Genomic DNA, 23018 nt, shown 5'->3' on the forward strand with positions numbered 1-23018 from the left:
GCGATTTACTCCTGGGGGATGGACGAAGTGAGGGTGACGGGGCCCCGGGGGGTGCTCAGCTGCGCCGAGAGGCGGGGCGTGGCACCTGGCGCGACAAGGACGGAGGCCGCCACGCCCACGGCATCGCACGCCGCCTGCAGCGTGGCCGCCTGCGGGTGTTGCAGCGCGAGCTGCTGCAGCTGCACGCCGCTTGCGGGCAAGCTGTCGCAGGGGTGCACGGCGCCCCACTGGATGAGTGTGGGCAGGCAGCCGTCCATCAGGCGCAGGCCGTCGCTGCGCACCGTGATCTGCCACTGCAGCAAGCCGTTGGGCGTGGGGCGGCTGGCGGTGATCACGGCGCCGCGCTCCACGTCCAGCGCCGCCAGCGCGGCGCAGCGCTCGGCCACATCGGGCACGCTGGCCACCCAGTGGATGAGCTGTGGGCCGTGTTGCGCCACCTGTTGCCGCAGGGCCGCGTCATCCATGTCAAACCAGCGCCTTCCGCCCGCTGGTATTGTGGTAGCAGCTCCTGAATTGATAGCAATGATCTCCAGGTAGGCACGCGGATGCGCCGGGCTTGCGACGTTGAAGATGCGGTTGTGTGTGCCCATCAGCGGGTGTTCGCCGCCTGCCGTGGGGGTGATGCCCAGCGTGCGCTCGCACCAGGCCACGCCGCTGACCAGGTCGGCCGCCAGCACGACCAGGTGGTCCACGCAGGGGGGCTGGCTGAGCGCCGTCACAGCAGCACCTCGCCAGCCATGCAGGTGACCGAGCTGCCGCCCACCCAGATCGTGTCGCCGTCCTGCTGCACGTACACCCGCCCGGCGCGGCCCAGGCAGGTGCCCTGGGCGGCCACATACTGAGCGGGGGCCAGCCCGGCGCCGATGAGCCACTGCGCCAGCGCGGCGTTCAGGCTGCCGGTCACGGGGTCTTCGGCCAGGCCGTTGTTGCCGGGGAAGAAGGCGCGCACTTCAAAGGCGATGCCCTCGGCGTCGGTGCTGCCAATCACCCCCACCTTGCCGCGCGGGCCCACTACGCCCACGTCCAGCTGGCCAAGGATGCTGGCGTCCGGCTTCAGCGCCAGCACCTGCTCGCTGCTCGCCAGCATCACGCCGCGCCAGTTGGGGCCGTTGTCGCACCAGGCGTGGTGCAGGATGTCGCTGCGCGCCACGCCCAGGCCGCGCGCGATCAGCGCCACGTCCTCTTCGGCCAGCGGGCCGCTCTTGATGAGGGGCGGCGCGGCAAACGCGAGGCGCTCGCCGTCTTGCCGCAGCGTGACCAGGCCCACGCCACATTCCTGCACCACCTGGCCCGCGACCTGGGGCTGCCCACCGGCCTTCAGCCAGGCGTGGCAGCTGCCCAGCGTGGGGTGGCCTGCAAAAGGCAGCTCGCGCCCGGGGCAGAAGATGCGCACGCGGTAGTCGGCACCGGCGGCGCGGCCTTCCGGGGTGGGGGGCAGCAGGAAGGTGGCCTCGGACAGGTTGGTCCAGTTGGTGAAGTCCTGCATGGCTTCGGTGGTGAGGCCCGTGCCGTCCAGCACCACGGCCAGGGGGTTACCACGGTAGGGCGTGGCGGTGAACACATCGACTTGCTGGAAGGGGCGTTGGTGCATGGTGGGCAGGTCCTTGGAAACAAAAAGCAGTGAAGCGGGGTGGGCCGGGCACGCCGGGGGCTCACCGGGGGCGTCCCGGTGGGGAATGGGTTGTGGTGGCTCGGCCCGCGTTGCGCGCGGGGTCCAGGTCTAATCAGCCGCTGGGGCGTGGGGCAGGGCGGCGCGGGCTCATAGCAGCACCGTGCCTTCAATGCAGGTGACGGCGCGGCCGCCCACCCACAACTGGTGGTCATCGTCCTGGCGGATGTGTACGCGGCCCGCACGGCCCAGGCATTCGCCCTGGGCCACCAGGTAGCTGCGGGGGGCCAGGCCGTCGGCAATCAGCCACTCGGCGAGGCTGGCGTTGAGGGTGCCGGTGACGGGGTCTTCGGGGTTGCCCATGGGCGCGGCAAAGGCGCGCACCACGGCGCCCGGCTGGCTGGTGTTGCTGGCCGTGGGGCTGACGTGGATCACGCCCACATCCTGGCCCAGGTCCTTGAGGCGGGCGTGGTCGGGGTGCAGGCCCAGCACGGTGTCGGCGCTGTCGAGCAGCAGGCCCAGCCACACCGGGCCGTTGTCGAGCAGCTGCGCGCCCAGAATCTGCTGCGGGCGCAGGCCCAGGGCACTGGCAATCAGGGGCACCAACGCGGGGCTGGGCGCGCTGCGCTTGAGCGGTGGTGCCGCAAAGGCCAGGGTGCCATCGGCGTGCGCAATGCGCACCAGGCCCAGCGCACATTCCTGGATCACCATGCCGCTTTGGCGCGGGGTGTTGCCCGCCTGCAACCAGGCATGGCAGGTGCCCAGCGTGGGGTGGCCCGCAAAGGGCAGCTCGCCATTGGGGCTGAAGATGCGCAGGCGGTAGTCGGCCCCGGCCGCGCGCCCGGCGTCGGTGGGAGGCATCAGAAAGGTGGTTTCCGACAGGTTGGTCCAGGCAGCAAAGCGGCGCATGTCGCTGTCGCTGAGGCCGTCGGCGTCCAGCACCACGGCCACGGGGTTGCCGTAGCCGGGGCGGTCGCTGAACACGTCGATCTGCTTGAAAGGGCGCTGGTGCATGGCTGCTTAGGAAAGTGGCTGGTCCAGTACGCCCCGGGCGCCGGGGCGGGTGCTGACCGTGTTGTACCACCGCTCCAGGTGCGGCCGCGCGGGGCGCGCCTGGGGCAGGCCCCACCAGCGGTGGATTTCGCAGCCCACCGGGATGTCGGCCATGGTGAAGCGCTCGCCCGCCATGAAGGGCTGGCGCGCCAGGTGGGCATCCAGCATCGCCATCAGCGGCTCGGTCAGGGCGACCGATGCGGCAATGAGCGCCTCATTGCGCTGCGCGGCGGGCGTGCGAATCCACTGCAGGAATGCATCGCGCCCGGCGGGGTTCAGCGTGGTCTGCTGCCAGTCCATCCACTGTTCGGCGGCAAAACGCGTGGGCAGGTCTTCGGGGTACAGGTTGCCCGGCGAATGCCGGGCGCACAGGTAGCGCACGATGGGGTTGGACTCCCACAGCGTCACGCCCGTGTCTTCGTCTTCGATCAACGGCACCAGGCCGTTGGGGTTGAGGCCCAGGTAGCGTGCCTCGCGCACGATGCCAAACTGGCCGCCCGCGTCGGTGCGCTGCAGCGTAATGCCCAGCTCCTGCGCGGCCCAGACGACCTTGCGCACGTTGATGGACGACAGGCGGCCCCAGAGCCTCAACATGGTGAATCAGCCCTTGTTCTCGCGGATCGCGGCGGCCAGGGCGGCGATGCCGGTGGCGATCTGCTCCACGGTGGAGGTCACGAACGACAGGCGCAGCGTGCGCGGATCGGCGTTGTCTGCATAGAAGGCCGCACCGGGCACAAAGGCCACGTTGCGTTCCACGGCCTTGGGCAGCAGCTCGATGGCGCTCATGCCTTCGGGCAGGCGCACCCACAGGAACATGCCGCCGTCAGGGCGGTTCCAGTGCACGTCCAGGCCCGCCATTTCTTGGGTCAACGCGGCCAGCATGGCCTCGCACTGCTGTTTGTACAGCGCGCGGATTGTGGGCACATGGCGGTCCAGGAAGCCGTCCTTCATCACCTCGGCCACCAGGCGCTGGTTGTAGCCGGGGGTGTGCAGGTCGGCGGCCTGCTTGGCCTGCAGCAGCTTGGGATACACGGCCTTGGGGGCCACGACGAAACCCAGACGCAGGCCGGGGGCCAGCACCTTGGAGAACGAGCCCATGTAGATGCAGCCTTCGGGGTTGCGGGCCGTGAGGGGGGCGGGCGGCGGGTTGTCGAACCACAGGTCGCCGTAGGGGTTGTCTTCCACCAGCGGCAGGTTCAGCTCGGCGGCGGCCTTCACCAGCGCGGCACGGCGGGCTTCGCTCATGGTGCGGCCCGTGGGGTTCTGAAAGTTGGGCAGCACGTACAGGAAACGCGCCTTGTCAGCGCCTGTGCCGATCTTGGCTTTCAGGTCGTCGATGAGCACGCCTTCGTCGTCGCTGGCCACGGCCACCACGGCGGGTTCCATGGGCGTGAAGGCCTGCAGCGCGCCCAGGTAGGTGGGGGTTTCGACCAGCACGCGGCTGTTTTCGTCGATCAGCACCTTGGCGATCAGGTCCAGCGCCTGTTGCGAGCCGGTGGTGATCAGGACCTGGTCGGCATCCACGTCCCAGGGCAGGAAGTCGGCAATCGCCTGGCGCAGCGGGCCGTAGCCTTCGCTGGCGGCGTATTGCAGGGCGCCAGGGCCGTCGTTGGCCAGCACGGCGGCGGAGGCGGCGGCAAAGGCCGACACGGGGAAGGTCTTGGGCGAGGGCAGGCCCCCCGCCAGGCTGATGATGCCGGGCTTCTCGGTGACCTTGAGGATTTCGCGGATGACCGAGGGGTTCATGCGCTCGGCGCGGCGTGCCAGGGTCCAGGTGCTGGTCTGTGGAAGGTCGTTCAGTTTCACTCTCGTTCTCCTAGGGGTGGTGCCCAAGTGGCCACCCGCGTTGCAAAATCAATCACGCCAAAAAATCAAAGCTCAGTCCACCACAAACAGGGTGGCCCCCTGGGGTGCCGTGGACCGGTGCGGTTCTGCATTGTCCGCCACCTGGTAGCTCATGCCCGCTGTCAGGGTGAACTGGCGGCCGTCCTGCAGTTCAGTGTGCAGTTCGCCGCTCAGGCACAGCAGCACATGGCCTTTGACGCACCAGTGGTCGGACACATAGCCGGGTGTGTACTCGACCATGCGCACACGCACATCGCCAAATGTCTGGGTGCGCCAGAAGGCCTGGCCCGCCTGCGCGCTTTTTTCTTCGCGCGGCACGGTCGCCCAGTCGGTGGTGGCAAAGGGGATGTTGCTCATCTTCATGTGGCGGGTCTTTCTGCGGTGTGGACAGGCATGCGCTTGCCCACAAAAACCGTGGCAATCACGGCAACGGCAAACACCAGGGTGACGGCATCCAGGTGTTCGCCCAGCAGCGGGACGGCAAACAGCAAGCTCAGGAAGGGCTGCACCAGCTGGATCTGGCTGACCCGCACGGCACCCAGCGCCAGGGCGCGGTACCACGCGAAGAAGCCGATCCACATCGAGAACAAGGCCACGTACAGAAAGCCTGCCCAGCTCATGGCGCCAATGCTGGAGGGCACGGTGGGGGCAAACCACCAGGCGACTGGCAGCGTGAGTGGCAGGCAACACACCAGCACCCAGCAGATCACCTGCTCGGCCCCCAGGCGGGGCGTGAGGCGGGCGCCGCCGATGTAGCCCAGCGCGCCCGTGGTCATGGCAATCAGCAGGTAGATGTTGGCCGCGCCCAGGTACAGCCCTCCCGCACGCCACACCATGAAGCCCAGCACCAGGCCGCTGCCCAGCACCGCGCAGGCCCAGAAGCCTGCCGAGGGCCGCTGTCGGTACCACAGCGCACCGAGCAAAGCGGTGGACAGTGGCAGCAGGGCCGTGACCACGGCGCCGTGGGTGCTGGGCACGTGGCGCAGCGCCAGCGCCAGAAACAGCGGGAAACCCACGATCACGCCAAACGCGGTAATGCCCAGCAGCGGCCACTCGGCCCGCACAGGCCGGTTCAGGCGCCCCTGCGCGTGTTGCCACAGCAGGTAACCGATGGACAGCAGCCCTGCCACGGCGGCACGGCCAAAAGTGACAAACCAGGGGGACAGCTGCGGTGCGTCGGTGGAGCCCACCGCCAGTCGCGTCATGGGCAGGGTGGCGGCAAACAGCGTGACGCCAACCAGGCCCCAGAGCAGCGCTTCTTTTTCCTGTGAGCGGTTCATAGCGTGAGCATCCAGTAGGCAGTGAGCACCAGCACCAGGGCCAGCGCACGGTTGAACCACAGCAGGCGTGCGCCCTGGGCCAGCCACTGGCGCAGCAGCGAACCCACCAGGGCATAGACAAAGTTGCTCGTGAACGCAAACACCATCATCACGCCGCAGATGATGGCCAGGCGCTCGCCGGGGTTGGTGGCGGGCTGACCGGCCGCGTTGACCACCCAGCCCGCGCTGAGCGTGAGCGCCAGCATCCAGGCCTTGATGTTCACGAACTGCAGGCCCACGCCCTGCCAGAAGGTCACGTTCAGGCGGTGGCTGTCCACTTCGGTCAGCTGCCCGGCGCGGCTGAGCTTGAAAGCCAGCCAGAGCATGTAGGCCACGCCCAGCAAGGTCACGGCCCAGCGCAGGGCGGGCACGCCGGTGATGAGGGCGCCCAGGCCCAGGCCGCTGCCCAGCATGAGCAGCGTCCAGCCCGCTGGCACGGCCAGGCAAAAGCGCAGCGCGCGCTTGAGGCCCAGGTTCGCCGCCAGCGCGGTGGACAAGGTGGTGTTGGGCCCCGGCGAAAAGCTCATGGCGGTGCAAAACAGCAGCAGGGCAGTGAGTTCGGCGGCGCTCATGGGGAATGGCAGGGGGTTCTTGTCGGTTGTGTGGGTTCAATGTAATCTTGCAAACCAATACATCACCAGTACAGTCATTCAGCGCAGTGCTGAATCTGTACTGGTTGCGAAGACAGTACACCGCCCGGGGCCTTGCCATGTTGATGAAATCTTCCACCCAGTCGCTCACCGAGCAGTTGTCGGCCCGGATCTCCGAGCGCATCCGCAACCGCCTGCTGGCACCGGGCGCGCGCCTGCCGTCGGTGCGTCAGTGTGCGCAGCAAAACGGGGTGAGCCCCTCCACCGTGGTGGCTGCGTATGACCAGCTGTTGGCGCAGGGCCTGGTGGAGGCGCGCAAGAACCGGGGCTTTTTTGTGCGCGAGAGCGGCCGTGCCGCCCACGCGGCCGACGAAGAGGACGTGCCGCCCGTGGACCCGGGGCTGGAGAGCGCTGCCGCGAACTGGAGCACGGCCCACTGGTTTGCCGCACGGGCCGCAGGGCGTCGAGGGGTGTCACCCGTCAATGCCACGGCGCTGATACGCGGCATGTTCCACAAGGTCAGTGACAAACCCCAGCCCGGCATGGGCGTGTTTCCGCCGGACTGGCTGGAGTCCACCTTCATGCCCGCCGCCGTGCGCAAGGTGACCAGTTCGCGCAGCCTGCAGGACTTTTCACTGCAGTACGGCGAACCCCTGGGCGATGCGGGCCTGCGCCGCCTGCTGGCCAAGAAGCTGGCCACGCTCAATGTGCACACCGCGCCCGAGCACATCATCACCACCGTGGGCGCCACGCATGCGCTCGACATCGTGAGCCGCACGCTGCTGCGCCCCGGTGACCCGGTGATGGTGGAGGAGCCCGGCTGGGCCGTGGAGTTTGCGCGCCTGGCTGCCCTGGGCATGCACATCCTGCCTGTGCCGCGCCGCGCAGATGGCCCTGATCTGGAGGTGATGGCCCGGTACTGCGAGGTGCACAAGCCCAAGTTGTATGTGAGCGTGAGCGTGTTCCACAACCCCACGGGCTACTGCCTCACGCCGGGCAGCGCGCACCGCATCCTGCAGTTGGCCAACCAGCACAACTTCCATGTGGTGGAGGACGACACCTATAGCCACATCGCGCCCGAGCACGCCACACGCCTCACCGCGCTCGATGGCCTCTCGCGCACCATCTACGTGAGCGGCTTTGCCAAGATCCTCGCGCCCAATTGGCGCATCGGTTACCTGGCTGCACCGCCCACGCTGGTGGAGCAATTGCTCGACACCAAGCTGCTGGCCACGCTCACCACCCCCGCGCTGCTGGAAAAGGCCCTGGCCCTGTGCATCGAGCAGGGCCAGCTGCGCCGCCATGCTGAGCGCATCCGCACCCGGCTCGATGCGGCGCGTGCGCGCAGCGTCAAGCTGGCGCTCAGCGCGGGCTGCACATTTGCGGCCGAACCCGTGGGCCTGTTTGGCTGGGTGGAAACGGGGGTGGACACCGATGCGCTGTCACAGCGCATGCTGGACGAAGGCTACCTGCTCGCGCCTGGTGCGTTGTTTCATGCTGAGCGCAAACCCAGCACGCTGATGCGCATCAACTTTGCAACCACGCAGGATGCGACGTTCTGGCGCATCTTCGAGCGCGTGCGGGCTGAGCAGGGGCGGTGAGCAGGCGCGGCGAGTGGGGCGCTCAGCGCCCGGCGGCAGGACGTTCGACTTCCAGGTCGGCCAACACGCGCAGCAGCGCGCGGTTGACCTCTTCCAGGTCCATCTCATAGGTCTCGCAGAGCTGGCGGATCGCGCTGGCGTCGTCGGTCTCCAGCGCGCAGGCCATCTGCAGGCCGCTGGTGTAGGGGCCGGTGCGCAGCACGGTGGCGTCGTAAATGCGCTCGGACAGCGGCAGGCGGCGCAGGATGGTGCCCAGGGGCTCACCGAGCAGCTCGTCCAGCTGCGAGAACAGGCCACACAGGTAGATCTCGCGGCGCAGGTCGTTTTCGATGCCAGCGTCCAGCAAGTGGGCGGTGAGCTGGGCGCGGATCAGCATGGCTGCGCGCACGGGCAGCATGTTGGGGTCGGTGCTGGCGTGGGGCAACTGGTCGGACAGCCAGCGCTTGATGGAGCTGTAGCCCATCATCACCAGGCCCCGGCGCAGCGAGTCGATGCCGGTGCGCAGGCCTAGGGCCGCCGAGTTGGTGTAGACCATGAAGCGGTACGCGAGCAGCGGGTCTTCGCCCATGATGTCTTCAAAGGTCTCCAGCGACTGCTCCGCATCGATGGCCTTCATGAGCTTGAAAATCACCGCGTGTGACGGCTGCTGCGGGTGGTGGCGCATGCTGTAGAGCACGTCTTCCGACGGCCAGCCCGCCAGGGCCATGGCATTGCCCTGGTCCAGGCAATGCTCCATGAGCGCGCGGCTGGCCACGTTTTCATACATCTGTCCGGCCAATACCGGGCTGGCGGCGGCCCGGGCGGGGGCTGCTGGGGCCCCGGGGCGCGCGGGGGCCGTCTGCAGGGCCGCCACGGCGTCCTCGGGGCGCAGGGTCAGTAGGCTGTTGTCAAAGCAGCGCGCAATCTCGGGCTCGGGGAGCTTGTTGGCGTCGCCGCGCCACACCAGGCGCAGGCCCCGCTGGTGCGCGGCCTTGACGCGGGAATAGATGGCCGAGTCCGAGAGCCAGTCGCCCCGCACCTCGATCCAGGGTGCGCCGCGCGGCGCGTTTTCGAGCAGGTCGCACAGCAGCTGGCGCGTCTGGGCGGAGATCAGCAGGGGCGGGGAGCTGGCAGACCACAGCTCCTGCAGCGTGCGCAGCAGGTGGCCGGCATCGACCACCGCTGTGGCCTCGTTGTGTGCATACAGCTGGATGCCCGCGAGCTTGCGGGCCCGGTTCCACAGAGGGCGGTAGCCCAGAATCAGGCTGCCAAGGACAGATTGGACCATGTGCTCTCAGGCGGTTGTCTCGTCGTTGGGGCCTGTCCCCTGCCCGGATTGTGCGGCGTGGGAAGACCCGCTTTAACTGATGAAATTGAACAGCGACAACTTCTGAACCTGGGCATAGGACTTGAGCGCTGCCTCGTAGCCCACCTGCTGGTTCTGGAAGTCCGAAATGCCCTTGATCATATCGAGATCCTCGGCGCGCGAGCGGTCGCCTTCGAGCTGGATGGAGCGCTTTTCCTGGTCGCCCGTGATGCGGTCGGCGCGGTTGAGCAGCTCACCGGCATAGCTGCGCATGTTGTGCACGCGCTCCAGCCCGATGTCGATGTTGGCCAGCGCCTGCCCCACGGCCTGGATGGCTGCGTTGTTGTTGGAGGAGTTGCGGATGCCGTTGATCGCGCTGTCCAGCGTGCTGAACATGCTGGCGCTGGGCTGCAGGGTGATGGTGTCGCCGTTGGCTGGGTTGCCTTTGATGTCAAAGCTCAGGCCAGGAATGCCAGGTACCGTGATCGTCACAGGCTTGTCGCTGGGGTAGTCAGGCACCACCACTGGAGCGGACACTGCGCCCGTGGTGGTGTTGGTGATCGTGTAGGTGGCCGTGCTGGTGCCAGTGGTGGCACCCGGGCCCACGGCGCTGAAGGTGATGGTGTAGCTGTCGCCAGTGATCAGGCTCTTGTCCCCTGGCGTGATGGCCGTGGTGGTGAGCTGGCGGCCCACCGGAATGGCGCTTACACCGGCGGTGTAGACGCCGTCGCGGTTGGGGTCGAACATGAAGGCCGAATCGCCGTCCAGCGCCCCGGGGAGGGTCACTCCCGTACTGGCCGTCTGACCGGGCAGGCCCTCGAAAGTGTAGTCCGGCGAGCCGTTCTGCGGGCCCAGGAAGGGTGCCAGAGCGCTGCCCAGCGCGCTCAGAAGCGGGATGCCATTGGTATCCTTGCGATTGGCAACCGCTAGCAGTTGCTCGCGCAGGCCCTGGAGCTGGTTGGCTACCGTGACGCGGTCGTTGGGTGTCATCGCAGCATCACCTGCGCTCACCACCAGTTGGCGGAACTGCTGGATCAGGTCCACAGCATCACCCAGCGAGGACTCTCCCTGAGAAATGGCATTGCGCTGGGTCTCCAGCGCGCGCTGCTCGGTCTGGATGCGTGCCAGGCGGTTGAGCGCACGCTCGGCCTGGGCGGCCGACACGGGGTCGTCACTGGCCCGCACCACGCGCTTGCCCGAGGTGAGGTTTTCCTGCAGGTTGGACAGGTTGGTCTGACGCGTGCCCAGGTTGCGCAGGGCGTTGTCGTACATGTTGGCAGTGCCAAGGCGGTAGATGCTGTTGCTCATGTCGAACTCCTAGCTCCTGGATGGCGATCAGCGGCCCATGCCCTGCAGCAGCGAGTCAAAGATATTCTGCGCAATCTGGATCATCTTGGACGATGCCTGGTAGGCCTGCTGGTACTGGATCAGCCGGGCGGCCTCTTCGTCGAGGTTCACGCCCGACACCGCTGTGCGGTCGCGCTCCAGGTTGGTGGCGATGGTGGTGGACATTTCGGCCGCAAACAACGAACTCTGCGTGCGCGTGCCCACCTGGGCGATGGCGCTGGCGTAGCCGTCAGAGAGCGTGGACTCGTCAAACATCTTCACATCACGCAGCCCCATCAGGGCGCTGGCGTTACCCGCGTTGCGGGTGAAGGCATCGCCGTACTGGGGGTCCAGCGCATTGCCGATGACTACCGTATCGCCAGTCTTGGGGCTGCCCTGCAGCTTGATCTCCCACCCGTTGATGGAGATGGGCGCACCCGATGTGTAGGGCTGTGCAGCGGCCAGCACGGTCGGTGGGGCGGTGCCCCGGTCGAGCACGTCGTAGGTCGTGGGTGGGCCGGCGGTGAACTGCAGCTGCACGCCGCCCAGGATGGGTGGGAGGGCGGCGGGGTTGGCATTGGCGGGCAGCACCAGCCCCGGCGGATTGGGCAGGCCCGTGGCCTTGAGTCCCCCCAATTGCATGGTGCCCCCGTTGGCGGTGCCCATGGCGGCATTGATGGGGTTGGCAACGGCCAGATCGCGTGGCGAGTACACCAGCGCCTGGATGTTGTTGGCCGCCGTGCTGAACGGCTTGAACAACATGCGCTCGCCCGGGTTGCCGGGCGTGGTCAGGTTGAAGTTGAGCCCGTCGATCTGCAACGTGGCCAGGTTGGCGGCGCTGGTGAACGGGGTGGCTTTGCCATCGGACAGGCGCACGACCTGGCCTGCCGTACCGGTGGTGAAGCGGATCTCGTAGTCAGAGGCCGCAAACTGGGTGGGGCCCGTGAACGAGACGGTGCCCACGCCCGCGCCATTGGTGTAGCCCGGCATGCTGGCGGGTAGTGAAAACAGGTCTGTGCCCGGCACGCCGTCGAGCGTCAGGCCCAGGTTCTGCTGGTCGTTCATGGTCATGCCGATGGCCATGGCCATGCGGCCGAGCAGGTTGCGCCCTTCCGTCAGGTCGTTGTTGTTGAAGCGCAGCAGGCCCGAGACCGAGCCGCCACCCAGTACGTTTTCGTCCATCTCCACCGGGGGCGCCCCGGTGCGGTTGAAGAACAGCTTGATCTGCCCGCTGGCGGGGAACTGGGTGGCATCGTCGATGGACAGGCTGGAGGCCGTGGTGCCCAGCACCAGCGGCTGGCTACCCGCTACAAACAGGCCTACCGTGCCATCGTCGGCCGGGATCTGCGTGGTCTGCACATACTGGTTGATGTCGCGGATGATCTGGTCGCGCTGGTCCAGCAGGTCGTTGGGGCTCTGGCCGTTGCCGTTGGCGCGTGCAATTTGCTCGTTGATTCCGGCCATCTGCTTGGCCAGTGCGTTGATGGCCGTGACGCTGCTCTGCAATTGTTCGGTGACGGTGTACTGAAGTTCGTTCAGGCGGTCAGAAGCAGTGCGCATGCGCGCGGCGGTTTCGTCAATGCGCGTGAGCACGACTGTGCGCGCCGTGATGTCTGTCGGGGCGCTCACGACGTCCGTGAACGCATTCATCATGTCGTTGATGGCGGCGCCCAGCCCGGCCGTGCCGCCGCTGAACACCTCCTGCAGCTGGCGCAGGCGCTCGGCCCGCACGATGTCTGCGGCCTGTGTGGAGCCCGCCGCCGCCGACTGGCGCGTGAGCAGCTCGCTCTGGTTGCGCAGGATGGTTTGCACATCCACACCCTGGCCGATGTAGCCGCCGCCGGTGAACTGGCCCTGCACGGTTTGCAGCACCACGGTCTGGCGCGAATAGCCGGGCGTGTTGACATTGGCGATGTTGTGGCCCGCCGTCTGCAGGGCCACCTGGTTGGCGAGCAGGGCGCGGGCGCCGACGTTGAGAAGACTCATGGCTTACCTCGCGTTCTCAGGCCTGGGCGCGTTGTGTACGCAGCACGCTGTTAATAGCGCCGCTGAGCTTCTTGGCGTATTCGGGGTCGGTGGCATAGCCCGCCTTTTGCAGCGCAGAGGCATAGGCCATGGCCGAGCCAGACTGGGCGACGGATTCGGCCTTCTCGTAGCGCGGGCTTTCCTTGATGAGGCGGGCGTAGTCGCGGAACGAATCTTCGTAGGAGTCGTAGGCGCGGAACTTCGCCGTCACCTTCTGGGCCTTGCCGTTGATGTATTCGGTGGTGGTGATCTCGGCCACCTTGCCCGTCCAGCCCTTGCCCGCCTTGATGCCGAACAGGTTGAACGAGTTGGAGCCGTCCTTGTGCTTGATCTCGCTCTTGCCCCAGCCGGTTTCGTGCCCGGCCTGGCCCAGCATGAAGCTGGCGGGGATGCCGCTCTCTTGCGCCACGCGTTCGGCGGTGCCGGAGAGGTGCTGCACAAAACCGTCGCGGCCTTTGGGCGCCTGGAGGGTCGCCTCGGCAGGTGTGCTGCCGCTGGCGGCCGGGGCCGTGGCGCGGGGCAGGGAGGACTGCAGGCTCAGGGTGGAAGGCACCGAGAACGTGGTGTCCGCACCGCCCATCTGGCGCGAAAGCTGGCGTGCAATGGCTTCAGAAAGACCGCCCTGCTGGCCCGCCATGTTCACCGACAGTTGCTGGTCCAGCATGTCCTGGCCCAGGTTGGCCTGCTCGCCTTCCATCAGGCCGGATTTCATCGTGGCGTCGCGCATGCTCTTGATCAGCTCGCGCATGAAGAGCGACTCGAACTGCTTGGCCACCTCGCGCGTGGTCTGCGCGTTGTTGGCCGTGCCCGCGTCGTACTTGAGCGAATTGAGCGAGCGGATGTCCACCGCCAGCGCATTCGAGGTGCTGCTGGTGGTGTTGGATGAAGGCAGGGTGAGGGCCATGGTTGCGCCTCCGGGTCAGATCACTTCCAGTTCGGCGTTGAGCGCGCCGGCAGCCTTGATGGCCTGCAGGATGGCCAGCAGGTCGCCCGGCGTGGCGCCCAGCGCGTTGAGCGCCTTGACCACGTCGGCCAGCTGGGGCGAGGCGGGCACCTGGATGATGTTGCCCGGCTCCTGGTTGATGCGGATGTCGCTCTTTTGCTCCACCACCGTCTGCCCCTGCGAGAACGGTGCGGGCTGGCTGATGACGGGAGTTGAACTGATGGTGATGGACAGGTTGCCGTGCGCGATGGCGCAGGGGCCGAGTGTGACCGCCTGGTTCAGCACCACCGAGCCGGTGCGGGCGTTGATGACCACCTTGGCGGCGGGCGTCATGGCGTCGAGCTGCAGTTCCTCCAGGTCGGCGATGAAGCCCACGCGGGCACCGGGGTCGATGGGTGCACGCACCTGCACGGTGCGGCCGTCCAGCGCGGTGGCCACGCCATTGCCCAGCTTGGCATTGATGGCCTGCACCACGCGGCGCGCGGTCTGGAAGTCCGAGGCGTTCAGGCCCAGGCTGATGGTGTCGCCCTCATTGAGTGGCGTGGGCACGGCGCGCTCGACCTGTGCGCCCTGCGGAACGCGGCCTGCGCTCAGGTGGTTGATCTGCACCTTGCTGCCACCTGCGGATGCGCCTGCGCCGCCCACCACCACATTGCCCTGGGCCAGCGCATAGATTTCGCCATCGGCGCCGCGCAGCGGCGTGACGATGAGCGTGCCGCCCTTGAGCGACTTGGCGTTGCCCATGGAGGATACGTTCACATCGATCATCTGCCCGGGCTGGGCAAAGGCAGGCAACTGGGCCGTGACGATCACCGCCGCCACGTTTTTGAGCTGCAGCTGGTTCGCCGAGCCAGGCGGCAGGCTGATGCCCATCTGCTGCAGGTAGTTGGACATGGCCTGCGTGGTGTAGGGCATCTGCGTGGTCTGGTCGCCCGTGCCGTCCAGGCCCACGATCAGGCCATAGCCCGTCAGCTGGTTGGATCGCACGCCTTGCACGGCCGCCACTTCCTTGATGCGCAGGGCCTGGGCGGGCCCGGCCAGGCAGGCGGCCCCCAGGGCCAGCAGCAGCCACAGCGCGCGCACCATGCGCTGCAGGGGGAGGTGGGACAGGGCTTTCATGGCACCGATTGTGGGCGGCTCCGCCAGAAACTAAAACCCGAAAAGCAGCCGGTTCACCGGTCTATTGCGTGGGTTTCGGGGCAGGGGAAAGCGGTCGGTACGCCTACTGCGCGCCGGGCAGGCGCCAGGGCTGTTCTGCTGCGGAAAATATGAGAAAAAATGGCCGTTACCGCGCTATCAGTGCGCGTTTATTGCTATAAATAATATAGCAATAAACTCAGGCTGATACTGCAGCCACAACCGTCCCAAAGCCCGGTGTCCGTCAAACTGGCGCGGCCCCAGCGCGGCCCCAGCGCGGCCCCAGCGCGGGCCGCCGCGCAAGGGCCGCCCCGCAAGGGCCGCCCCGCCGCGCTGGCGGCGTCCCCCTCCCTTAGCGCGCAGCGCGTGGAGAGAGGGGGAAGGCGCGCTGCGCCTCAGGGGGTGAAACCCTAGAACGGCGTGATGGTATTGAAGAACCTGTTCATCCAGCCCATGACCTGGGCTTCGTTCTGGGCGCCTCGGCCCCGGGATTCGACCCGCACATTGGCAACCTGGGTGGAGTTGACGATGCTGCCCGGCTGCATCACGCGCGGGTCGATGGTGCCCGAGAAGCGCAGCACGTCCACGTTCTGGTTCACGCCGATCTGCTTCTCGCCGGTCACGACCAGGTGGCCGTTGGGCAACACGTCCACCACCGTGGTGGTGATGGAGCCGGTGAAGGTGTTGGCGCTTTCGGTGCCGCCCTTGCCAGAGAAGGTGTTTTCCGAGCCCGCGCCCAGCGTGGTGACGTCGCTGAGCGACTTCTTCACGAAGGGCAGGTTGGTGATGCCTGCCTTGGCTTCGGAAGTGCGGTCCACCGTGGACGAGGACTTCTGGCTGGCCGTGACGTTCTCCACGATATTGATCGTCACGTTGTCGCCCACCATGCGCGCGCGGCGGTCTTCGAACGCGGGGCGGTAGCTGGCGTTGTGGAACAGGCTGCCAGTGACCGGCGGCGGTGTGCGCGGCGTGGTCGTGGCAATGGGCGGCGGCGTGGTGGGCAGGATGTCCACGGGCGGCGGCGGCGATAGGGTGGCGCAGCCTGTGGCCAGCAAGGCCAGGGTGGTGGATGCGATCAGGTGCTTCATGGCGGTGTCCTTCCTGGTCATCACAGCTGCGACAGCTTGGCCAGCATCTGGTCGGAGGTCTGGATGGCCTTGGAATTCATCTCGTAAGCGCGCTGGGTCTGGATCATGGTGACCAGTTCTTCCACCACGTTCACGTTGGACGCTTCCAGAAAACCCTGCTTCAGGATGCCCAGGCCGTTGGTGCCGGGTGTGCCCTGCTGGGGCTGGCCCGAGGCGGCCGATTCCTTGAACAGGTTCTGGCCGATGGGCTCCAGGCCTGCGGGGTTGATGAAGGAGGACATGGCGAGGTTGCCCAGCGGCTGGGGCTGGGTGTTGCCTGGCACGGTGGCCGACACCACACCGTCTGCGCTGATGCTCACGCTGGTGGCGTTGGCGGGCACGGTGATGCCGTTGGCCACGGGCAGGCCGCTGGAGTTGACCAGGCGGCCCTGGGCATCGACCTGGAACGAGCCGTCGCGCGTGTAGCCGATGGTGCCGTCGGGCATGGTCACTTCCAGGAAACCGTTGCCGTTGATGGCCACGTCCAGGTTGTTCTTGGACTCCTGCAGGCTGCCCTGCACGAAGTTGCGGCTGGTGGCCACGGTGCGCACGCCCAGGCCCAGGTGCAGGCCGGTGGGCAGCTGGTTTTGCTCGGTGGTGTTGGCGCCCACCTGGCGCAGGTTCTGGTAGATCAGGTCTTCGAACACCGCGTTGTTGCGCTTGTAGCCGGTGGTGGAGACGTTGGCCAGGTTGTGCGAGATGACGTCGAGCTGGGTCTGCTGGGCAGACATGCCGGTCTTGGCGATCCAGAGGGAGTTGATCATGGTGCTTCCTTTTGGCGTGGCAGCGCGGGGCGTGGCCTCAGCCGTTCATGCTCAGCAACTGGCTGGCGGTCTTGTCGTTGGTCTCGGCGGTCTGCAGCAGGCGCATCTGTTGCTCGAACTGGCGTGCTGCGGCAATCATCCCCACCATGCTTTCCACGGGGTTCACGTTGGAGCCTTCCAGCGCACCCGACAGCATGCGGGCGTTGGCATCGTTAGGCATGGGATCGCCCGATGCGGTGCGGAACAGGCCGTCGTCGCCGCGCTTGAGCGGGTCTTCGGCCGTGGGGGTGGCGAGCTTCAGGCGGCCAATCGCCTGCGCGGGCTGGCCGGCGGTCTTGGCGGTGATGGTGCCGTCGGAGCCCAGCGAGACATCCGCCCCCGGGGGGACGTCGATGGGGGCGCCGCCGTCGGACAGCACCGGCAGCCCGGTGGGGGTCAGGAGCTGGCCGCCCGCCGACACCTCGAAGCTGCCTGCGCGGGTGTAAGCCTCGATGCCGTCCAGGCCCTGCACGGCGAACCAGGCGTTGCCTGCGGCCATCGCATCGAGGTTGCGGCCTGTGCGCTGCACGGGGCCGGGGGTGTTGACGTAGCCCGAAGTGGCCTCCAGCGCAAACACCCGGGTCTTGGCGCCGTCGCCCTGCAGCGGCACGGACCGGAAGGTGGACATCTCGGCGCGGAACCCGCCCGTGGACGCGTTGGCCAGGTTGTTGGACAGCACGGCCTGCCGGTGGGCAGCAGCGTTTGCGCCCGTCATCGCGGTGTAGATGATGCGGTCCATGGGGGCTCTCCGGGGTCCAGGGTGGGGTCAGTGAAGGTTCAGGAGCAGATCAGCGCAGGTTCACCAGGGTGGACATCACCTGGTCTTGCGTCTTGATGGTCTGGGCGTTGGCCTGGTAGGCGCGCTGGGCGGTCATCATGTTGACCAGCTCCGCCGTGAGGTCCACGTTGGAGTCTTCCAGCGCCCCCGAGCGCAGCGAGCCGAAGTTGCCATCGGTGGCGGTGCCCGCCACGGGCTGGCCCGATTCGAACGTGGCCACCCAGTTGTTGCTGCCCACCGAGGCCAGGCCCTGCGTGTTGCGGAAGCTCGACAGCGCGAGCTGGCCTTCGGCACGGGTCACACCGTTGGAGTAACGGGTCATGATCATCCCGTTGTTCTCGATGTTGATGCCGGTGAGCTCGCCCGAGGTGTAGCCGTCCTGGCTCAGATTGGACACGGCGAACTTGGTGCCGAACTGCGTCACCTTGTCCAGGCTCACGTCCACCGTGTAGGTGGGCAGGTTGTTGGGGTTGGGCGGCGTCGGGTTGACGGTGAGCGGCAGCGAGAAGCCTGTGGCGGGCGGTGTTGCCACCGGGCCAGTGATGGCGCCGTTGTTGTCAAACGTGATCTGGCCGATGGGCGTGGCCACCACCGGAGGCACAGCCGTGGGGTCGTCCAGTGCGTCGTATACGTCCCAGGTGTTGTCGGTGGCAGTCTTCTGGAAATACAGGCTCACCGGTTTGGCCACGCCCTGGCTGTCGAATACGTTGATCGAGGTGCCATAGGTAGCGCGGGGGGTGGCCGGGATGGGCGGCGTGGCCGCCGGGTCGCCAGCAGCATCTGTGGCGCGGGCGTCCAGATTGAAAGCCGCAGTGATTTTTGTGGTCTGCTTGGCAGGGATGGGTTCAGCGGTGGGGAACACCATGGGGATGGGGTCTGTGCCTGTGCGCAGGCCGGTGACTGGATCCACCGGGTAGCCCATCACCGAAGCGTTGTCGTTGGTGATCATGTTGCCTTCCTTGTCCAGCTTGAAGTTGCCGGAGCGGGTGTAGGCAGGCGTGCCATCGGGCAGCGTGAGCGTGAAGAAACCGTTGCCGTTGATGGCCACGTCCAGGCTGTTGCCGGTGATCGTGAGGTTGCCCTGGGTGAACTGCTGCGCCACAGCAGCCACTTCCACGCCGATGCCTGCATTGGAGCCCCCTGCAGAGCCGATGGCGGAAGCCACCATTTCGGCAAACTCGGCCCGCGAGGCCTTGAACCCGACGGTGTTGGAGTTGGCAATGTTGTGCCCGATGACGTCGAGGTTTTTGCTGGCGGCATTCAAGCCCGACAGGCCTTGCTGGAAACTCATGGTGTTCTCCTGATGGGGGCGAAAGGTTTCGGGCCGGGTTAGACCAGGGCCTTGATCTGGCTGTAGTTGATGGTTTTGCCGTTGGCCAGCGTCAGCTTGAGCTGGCCGTCTTCGGCGCCTGCGGCCGTGACCTTGGACAGGGCCAGCGCCGTGCTCGACAGCTTGGTGGAGCCGTTGACCGCCGTGACACGGAACTGCAGCGCATCGGTGGAGCCGGTGTACTTGCTGGCATCCCACTCGAAGGTGTGGCGGCCCGCCGCCTTTGCGCCCAGGTCGATGGTGTCCACCACCTGGCCACCGGCGGTGGTGACCTCGATCTTCACGTTGGTGGCGGCCGACGGCAGCTCGAAGCCGCCCTTGCCCGCCTTGTCGGCCACGGCGAGGCTGGAGCCCTCGGTCATTACGTTGCGCCCGATGAGTGCCGTGCCCTGCATCACCTGCAGCGAGTTGAACTGCTCGGCCATGCTCTGCATGGTCTGATTGAGCTGCTGGATGCCCGTCACGGTGTTGATCTGCGCGATCTGCGAGGTCATCTGGGCGTTGTCCAGCGGGTTCATCGGATCCTGGTTGTTCAGCTGCGCGACCAGCAGCTTGAGGAACCGGTCCTGCGCGGCGGCGGGGTCGTTGGCGTTGGCCTTGGTGTTGGTCGAATCCGTGACCGTGGGGGCATTGGTGGCGCCGAGAATCATGGTGGTGTCTCCCTGGAGTTACTGACCCATCTGCAGGGTCTTGAGGAGCAGCGACTTGGCCGTGTTCATGACCTCGACGTTGTTCTGGTAAGAGCGCGAGGCCGAGATCATGTTGACCATCTCTTCCACCGCGTTCACGTTCGAATGTGTGACATAGCCCTGCTCGTCAGCCGACGGGTGGCTGGGGTCGTGCACCCGGCGGCCGGGCACATTGCTTTCGCTCATCCCGCTCACGCGCACGCCAGCGGCGCTTTCGGCGCCCATGGTTGCGGTCTGGAACACCAGCTGGCGCGCTTTGTACGCCTTGCCGTCGGGGCCCGCCACGGCATCGACGTTGGCCAGGTTGCTGGCCACCACGTTGAGCCGCTGCGACTGCGCACTGATGGCGCTGCCGGAGACGTTGAAGATGGAGAACATGGACATGGTGTGGCTCGCTTTCTGGGCTGCGCGGCTGGCTTACTGGCCCTGGATGGCGCTGAGCATGGTTTTGGCGCCGCCGTTGATGAAGCGCAGCGTGGCTTCGTACCGCACGGAGTTGTCCACGAAGTTCGCGCGTTCGCGGTCCAGGTCCACAGAGTTGTTGTCCAGGCTGGGCTGCGTCTGCACGGCATAGCCCAGCGCGCCCTGTCGGTCGATGCTGGCGGTGGTGGCCACGGTGGGTAAGGGCATGTGGCGCGGGTCGGTGGTGCCCGCCGTGCCATGCGATCCGCTGGCGGCCAGGCGGGTCACGCCCGAACCCGTGCCCGTTCCCGAACCAGAAGATCCGATGCCCGTGGCTTCACGCAGGGCATCTCCAAACTTGAAGTCGCGCGCTACGTAGCCGGGCGTGTCGGCGTTGGCAATGTTGCTGGCGATGGCGCGCTGGCGTTCCGCACGCAGCACCAGGGCGTTGCTGTGAAAACTCAGCTGGTTGGTCATCTTGTCAAGCATGTTTGCCTCACACCGTGGTTGCAAAGTCGCCAGCCCCAGGGGCTTTTTTGGCGTTGCCTGATTATGGAAACCGCCGCTTCTTTCTAAAGCGCGAAGAGCGTGGAAATGGATGGGCAGTTCCGGGTTTTGGGCGGGCGTCGCCTGCCTATAGTTCCTGGTGTGAAATGGCCCTTGCCCCCGGTGGGTCGGCCATGCAATGCCACCCGATGCCCAGGAGGCCCCATGTCCATCCGCCCCCGTTTCTTGTCGTCCCGCTCCGCTGCATTTGTTCGCGCCCCCGCGCGGCGCCGTGCCGGTGCGGCTTGGTGGGCCCTGTGCCTCGTGATGCTGGGGGGCTGGGCCTTGGGCGCAGGCGGTGCTGCGCAGGCCCAGGCGGCGGGGGATCCGCCGGCAGACCTGGGGCCCCTGACCCAGCGCTGGCTGGATGACACCCTGGCGCGCAGCGCACCCACCGGTCTGCCCTTGCGCATGGAAGTGAGCGTTGGCTCACTGGATTCGCGTTTGCGGCTAGCGCCTTGCGCACGCGTGGAGCCCTACCTGCCCGCCGGGTCCCGTCTGTGGGGGCGTACCCGCCTGGGGCTGCGATGTGTGGAGGGCGCCACCGCCTGGAACGTGTTTCTGCCGGTCACCATCAAGGCGTTTGGCCCGGCATGGGTGCTGACCGGCAATGTGGCGCCTGGTGCGGTCCTCACTGCCAACGACGCCACCGAGGCCGAGGTGGACTGGGCCGCCGAAACCGCACCGGTGATGGCCAATCCGGATCACTGGGTGGGGCAGGTGGCCGCGCGCCAGCTGGTGGCGGGCCAGGCCTTGCGCCAGAGCATGGTGCGGGCCCCCCAGCTGTTCCGCGCGGGGGCCCAGGTGAAAGTGGTGGCCCAGGGGCCTGGTTATGCAGTCACGTCGGCAGGGCAGGCGCTGTCTGCAGGTGCTGTGGGGCAAACTGTGCGCATCCGCATGGATAATGGTCGGATCGTTAGCGGAATTGTCAATGAAGGTGGGACAGTGGACGTCACTCTTTAATGACGCCTCGGTGATAAATGGCTAAAGTCCGGGCCAAACGGGTCGAAAACATTGCTACTGTGCCCCACATCATGCGGGGTGGTGGAGAGAGCGATGAAGATAGGTCAAAAACCGGAACTCCCGGGCGCATTGGCGCAGACGGGGCTTGCCAAGCAAGCCAAAAGTCCTGCCAGCGCTGCTGAAGGAGCAACCAAAGACGCCCTGGCTGCTGCGTCCACCGCCGGTGTGCCCGTCACGGTCTCCATCGCCGCCCAAAGCCTGAATCCCGCCTCCCGCGTGGCAGGGGATTTTGATGCGGGCAAGGTCAAGGCCGTTCGCGCTGCCATTGAAAAAGGTACGTTCTCCGTCGATGCTGAGGCCATCGCCGACAAGTTGTTGTCCAACGCCCAGGAGATCCTGACCCGTTCGCGGGGTTGAGCCCCACTTGGCAGGCTGGCGCGATCCATCGCACAATGCGCCATGTCGCTGGAAGAATCCCTCTCGGCTGTCGAACAGCTGATCGATAAAGTCTCCGCCGCTCTTCTCGCGGCAGATCACTCCTCCCTGGAACAACACAGTGTGGCCCTGCGTGACGCAGCGGCCCAGTTTGCGCGTGTGCTGGAGCAATCCGCTGCGCAGAGGCTGCCTTTGCCTGCGGCGGCGCAGAAGCGGGTGGCGGCCATCGGCGACATGCTGGTGGTGCAGCGCGAGAACCTGGCACGCCTGTCGGGGGTGACGGACCGCCAGGTAGCGGGCCTGTTGCCACCCTCCAATGCCGCATCGACCTACGGAGACGGGTTGTCAACGCGCGCGGCCAAGCCAGGCGTGGCGCGTATCTACCGTTCTGCTGGCTGATTGGGCTGTGATTCTCCGCTCCAGCGCTGCCCTGGCAGGTGCACGGGGCGTTGTGGGGCGGCCGTGCGGGGTATCAATGCGCGCGCATCTTGGCGCGCAGGCGGGCGATGGATTGGCTGTGCAACTGGCACACCCGGGATTCCGTTACGCCAAGCACCGCCGCGATCTCCTTGAGATTCATGTCGTGCTCGTAGTACATGCCCATGATGTGCTGCTCGCGTTCGGGCAGGCTCTTGATGGCGTTGACCAGTGACATCTTGAGCCGCTGGTCGCGCAGCAACTCGACCGGGTCGGCATCGGCATCGGCGACATGGCGGTCCAGAAACCCGTCGTCATCGTCGTTGCCATGGGTCATGTCTTCCAGGTACACCAGCTGGGTGCCTCGGACCTTGCCCAGCAGGTTCTGATAGTCGGGCAGGCTCATGCCCATTTCGCTGGCGATTTCTGATTCGAGCGGGCTGCGGCCCAGCTTCTGCTCCAGCCGGTGCACCGCGTGCTCGATGTCTTTCTGGCTCTTGCGCGAGCTGCGGCTCATCCAGTCGCCCTCGCGCAGTTCGTCGAGCATAGCGCCCCGGATGCGCTGAGTGGCAAAGGTCTCGAACTGCACGCCCTGGGCCACTTCGTAGCGCGAAAGCGCTTCGGCCAGGCCCATCATGCCGACCTGGATCAGATCATCCAGTTCGACATTGGGCGGCAGCTTGGCGATCATGTGGTGCGCAATTCTCCGGACCAGCGGGACATGCTGGCGGATCATCGCATCACGATCGAGCTGGCCTTTGGCGGTGTACATCAGATCAACTTCTCCGGACAAAT

General features: G+C 66.7%; 25 protein-coding genes. 4 read left to right on the forward strand and 21 right to left on the reverse strand.

The window, feature by feature from the left end:
- Positions 1-5: 5 nt before the first annotated feature.
- The 8 genes from AvAM_RS13985 to AvAM_RS14020 all read right to left on the reverse strand — a co-directional run bounded on the left by AvAM_RS13985 (position 6) and on the right by AvAM_RS14020 (position 6398).
- Positions 6-692 (reverse strand): VOC family protein, encoded by a 687-nt coding sequence (locus AvAM_RS13985; RefSeq protein WP_249368140.1) that lies wholly within the window; start codon positions 690-692, stop codon positions 6-8.
- Between the two features lie 23 nt (positions 693-715).
- Positions 716-1591, reverse strand: a complete 876-nt coding sequence (locus AvAM_RS13990; RefSeq protein ID WP_137747628.1) for a PhzF family phenazine biosynthesis protein — start codon at positions 1589-1591, stop codon at positions 716-718.
- A gap of 168 nt (positions 1592-1759) precedes the next feature.
- Positions 1760-2623 carry a PhzF family phenazine biosynthesis protein gene (locus AvAM_RS13995; RefSeq protein ID WP_137747629.1) on the reverse strand — a complete coding sequence of 288 codons (864 nt, stop codon included), beginning with the start codon at positions 2621-2623 and terminating at the stop codon, positions 1760-1762.
- A 6-nt stretch (positions 2624-2629) separates the two neighbouring features.
- Complete coding sequence (locus tag AvAM_RS14000; RefSeq protein WP_137747630.1) at positions 2630-3256, reverse strand: glutathione S-transferase; 627 nt, start codon at positions 3254-3256, stop codon at positions 2630-2632.
- Between the two features lie 6 nt (positions 3257-3262).
- Positions 3263-4468 (reverse strand): PLP-dependent aminotransferase family protein, encoded by a 1206-nt coding sequence (locus AvAM_RS14005; RefSeq protein ID WP_137747631.1) that lies wholly within the window; start codon positions 4466-4468, stop codon positions 3263-3265.
- A 72-nt stretch (positions 4469-4540) separates the two neighbouring features.
- A complete protein-coding gene (locus AvAM_RS14010) occupies positions 4541-4870 on the reverse strand; it encodes a DHCW motif cupin fold protein (protein WP_137747632.1) in 330 nt (109 codons plus the stop codon).
- On the reverse strand, positions 4867-5787 hold the full coding sequence (locus AvAM_RS14015; RefSeq protein ID WP_137747633.1) for a DMT family transporter: 921 nt from the start codon (positions 5785-5787) through the stop codon (positions 4867-4869). The genes AvAM_RS14010 and AvAM_RS14015 overlap by 4 nt, the downstream gene beginning before the upstream one ends.
- Positions 5784-6398 carry a LysE family translocator gene (locus tag AvAM_RS14020; RefSeq protein ID WP_137747634.1) on the reverse strand — a complete coding sequence of 205 codons (615 nt, stop codon included), beginning with the start codon at positions 6396-6398 and terminating at the stop codon, positions 5784-5786. The genes AvAM_RS14015 and AvAM_RS14020 overlap by 4 nt, the downstream gene beginning before the upstream one ends.
- Positions 6399-6535: 137 nt before the next feature.
- Here AvAM_RS14020 and AvAM_RS14025 point away from each other — a divergent pair, with 137 nt between their 5' ends.
- A complete protein-coding gene (locus tag AvAM_RS14025; protein ID WP_137747635.1) occupies positions 6536-8017 on the forward strand; it encodes a PLP-dependent aminotransferase family protein in 1482 nt (493 codons plus the stop codon).
- Positions 8018-8039: 22 nt separating this feature from the next.
- Here AvAM_RS14025 and AvAM_RS14030 read toward each other — a convergent pair whose 3' ends face one another.
- From AvAM_RS14030 to AvAM_RS14085, 12 genes are all read right to left on the reverse strand, one after another.
- Positions 8040-9284 carry an HDOD domain-containing protein gene (locus AvAM_RS14030; protein ID WP_137747636.1) on the reverse strand — a complete coding sequence of 415 codons (1245 nt, stop codon included), beginning with the start codon at positions 9282-9284 and terminating at the stop codon, positions 8040-8042.
- A 72-nt stretch (positions 9285-9356) separates the two neighbouring features.
- Positions 9357-10610, reverse strand: a complete 1254-nt coding sequence (gene flgL / locus AvAM_RS14035; RefSeq protein WP_137747637.1) for a flagellar hook-associated protein FlgL — start codon at positions 10608-10610, stop codon at positions 9357-9359.
- 27 nt (positions 10611-10637) lie between these two features.
- Complete coding sequence (gene flgK / locus AvAM_RS14040; RefSeq protein ID WP_137747638.1) at positions 10638-12614, reverse strand: flagellar hook-associated protein FlgK; 1977 nt, start codon at positions 12612-12614, stop codon at positions 10638-10640.
- A gap of 16 nt (positions 12615-12630) precedes the next feature.
- Positions 12631-13557 carry a flagellar assembly peptidoglycan hydrolase FlgJ gene (flgJ, locus tag AvAM_RS14045; protein ID WP_137747639.1) on the reverse strand — a complete coding sequence of 309 codons (927 nt, stop codon included), beginning with the start codon at positions 13555-13557 and terminating at the stop codon, positions 12631-12633.
- A gap of 15 nt (positions 13558-13572) precedes the next feature.
- The gene (locus AvAM_RS14050) at positions 13573-14715 is read right to left on the reverse strand and encodes a flagellar basal body P-ring protein FlgI (protein WP_137747640.1); all 1143 of its coding nucleotides are present in this window, start codon (positions 14713-14715) and stop codon (positions 13573-13575) included.
- Positions 14716-15143: 428 nt separating this feature from the next.
- On the reverse strand, positions 15144-15821 hold the full coding sequence (locus tag AvAM_RS14055; protein WP_137747641.1) for a flagellar basal body L-ring protein FlgH: 678 nt from the start codon (positions 15819-15821) through the stop codon (positions 15144-15146).
- Between the two features lie 20 nt (positions 15822-15841).
- Entirely contained in the window at positions 15842-16624 is a 783-nt protein-coding gene (flgG, locus tag AvAM_RS14060) for a flagellar basal-body rod protein FlgG (RefSeq protein ID WP_063461631.1), read from the reverse strand.
- Positions 16625-16661: 37 nt separating this feature from the next.
- On the reverse strand, positions 16662-17402 hold the full coding sequence (gene flgF / locus AvAM_RS14065) for a flagellar basal-body rod protein FlgF (RefSeq protein ID WP_137747642.1): 741 nt from the start codon (positions 17400-17402) through the stop codon (positions 16662-16664).
- Between the two features lie 49 nt (positions 17403-17451).
- The gene (flgE, locus tag AvAM_RS14070) at positions 17452-18732 is read right to left on the reverse strand and encodes a flagellar hook protein FlgE (protein WP_137747643.1); all 1281 of its coding nucleotides are present in this window, start codon (positions 18730-18732) and stop codon (positions 17452-17454) included.
- A gap of 38 nt (positions 18733-18770) precedes the next feature.
- Complete coding sequence (locus tag AvAM_RS14075) at positions 18771-19421, reverse strand: flagellar hook assembly protein FlgD (protein WP_137747644.1); 651 nt, start codon at positions 19419-19421, stop codon at positions 18771-18773.
- Positions 19422-19439: 18 nt separating this feature from the next.
- Positions 19440-19844, reverse strand: coding sequence for a flagellar basal body rod protein FlgC (gene flgC, locus AvAM_RS14080; RefSeq protein ID WP_137747645.1), 405 nt, complete (start codon positions 19842-19844; stop codon positions 19440-19442).
- 33 nt (positions 19845-19877) lie between these two features.
- A complete protein-coding gene (locus tag AvAM_RS14085) occupies positions 19878-20351 on the reverse strand; it encodes a flagellar basal body protein (RefSeq protein ID WP_137747646.1) in 474 nt (157 codons plus the stop codon).
- Positions 20352-20573: 222 nt separating this feature from the next.
- Between AvAM_RS14085 and flgA the strand changes: the two genes are divergently transcribed.
- From flgA to AvAM_RS14100, 3 genes are all read left to right on the forward strand, one after another.
- Complete coding sequence (gene flgA, locus AvAM_RS14090; protein WP_375708157.1) at positions 20574-21371, forward strand: flagellar basal body P-ring formation chaperone FlgA; 798 nt, start codon at positions 20574-20576, stop codon at positions 21369-21371.
- 93 nt (positions 21372-21464) lie between these two features.
- Positions 21465-21788: a flagellar biosynthesis anti-sigma factor FlgM gene (gene flgM / locus AvAM_RS14095; protein ID WP_137747647.1), complete on the forward strand. Its 324-nt coding sequence runs from the start codon at positions 21465-21467 to the stop codon at positions 21786-21788.
- 42 nt (positions 21789-21830) lie between these two features.
- Positions 21831-22205, forward strand: a complete 375-nt coding sequence (locus tag AvAM_RS14100) for a hypothetical protein (RefSeq protein ID WP_137747648.1) — start codon at positions 21831-21833, stop codon at positions 22203-22205.
- A gap of 73 nt (positions 22206-22278) precedes the next feature.
- Here the strand turns inward: AvAM_RS14100 and AvAM_RS14105 are convergent, their stop codons facing one another.
- Positions 22279-22995 (reverse strand): RNA polymerase sigma factor FliA, encoded by a 717-nt coding sequence (locus AvAM_RS14105; protein WP_137747649.1) that lies wholly within the window; start codon positions 22993-22995, stop codon positions 22279-22281.
- Positions 22996-23018: the final 23 nt, after the last annotated feature.

Source organism: Acidovorax sp. NB1 (assembly GCF_005405905.1).
GTDB lineage: Bacteria > Pseudomonadota > Gammaproteobacteria > Burkholderiales > Burkholderiaceae_C > Acidovorax.